Origin of the sequence: Dysgonomonas sp. Marseille-P4677 (assembly GCF_016652235.1) — a bacterium.
Taxonomy (GTDB): domain Bacteria; phylum Bacteroidota; class Bacteroidia; order Bacteroidales; family Dysgonomonadaceae; genus Dysgonomonas.
The window spans coordinates 1-1,065 of sequence record NZ_JAEPKU010000276.1; the positions used below are offsets into that span (position 1 = coordinate 1).

Consider the following 1,065-nt stretch of genomic DNA (forward strand, 5'->3'; position numbering starts at 1 on the left):
TAAGAGAATAAGGATATAACTGTTTCTTTTCATATAGTAAATTTAATTGAAAGTATTATTTTTCCAGATAAATTTTTCGCCCCAAAACGGCACTAACGAGTTTGCACAATTTAATTGACTTGCCCGTTCTAAACCTAGCTCTATAGTCCAACGTGATTCTTCTACCCCTGCATGAGCCAATTCCATAATATGTGATAAAAGCACATAGTCGGGAGTAACGACTGACCCCAAAACATTATTTTCAGATAAAGCATTGGGAGCATATCGAGGAATAAATACATTGACATGCTCGGCAATTGCGTATTGAGAAGCTTTATAATTAGAATCTCCAACGTGCATCAAAACAAGATTTCCGCCATCCTGACCACAATTTATTTGATAAGTTGTCACAAAATTTGTCAAAGATGTATTGTGATCTGTTATATTTGTCGTCACCTTGAAGCTTCCTATTGTATATGCAGTTGGGGTTTTCGATGTAAATTTATAGTTTTCGCTCGGTTTCAGATAATTCGACAATACCGGCTTATTCGATTCCAGCATCGCTTGAATAAGATTATCATCGTAATGATCTGAATGATTATGTGTGACACATAAAAAATCGAGATAAGGCGCAAATCTTTCGGCATAACGATGAGAAATATCGATACCGAAACATCCTGAAGGAGTTTTTACGATATAACCCATATTGTAGAGTAACCAAATAACCGACGTACCTTTCTCAACCGTTGTTGTTTGCACTTCATTTAGTACCTTATCGAAAGAGAGACGGTAGAAATTGAGCATTGGGTCGTACTTTTCCATCATTTCGCATGTTTGTTCAAGACTTCCCAGATAATTTTTAAAATAATTGGCTGTACATGTATCGGCATACTCCTGAATACGCTTGAATGCAGCCTGACGAGTATCACTTAAATCGCTTGGAGTTGTACTCCATAATTTTTCGGCAATTTCTTCCGCATCATTTTTTTGCAAATTTCCTCCTGTTGCCGGCTTAGAATCATCTATATCATCATCGCATGACAAAAAAGAGAACGAGGTGATAAAAATGATTAATAATATGTATAT

The 1,065-nt window shown here is 36.1% G+C and carries 1 protein-coding gene; it reads right to left on the reverse strand.

What is annotated here, in order from left to right:
- Window positions 1–42: 42 nt before the first annotated feature.
- Window positions 43–1,065 (reverse strand): MBL fold metallo-hydrolase, encoded by a 1,023-nt coding sequence (locus JGH11_RS20045; RefSeq protein WP_201114765.1) that lies wholly within the window; start codon window positions 1,063–1,065, stop codon window positions 43–45.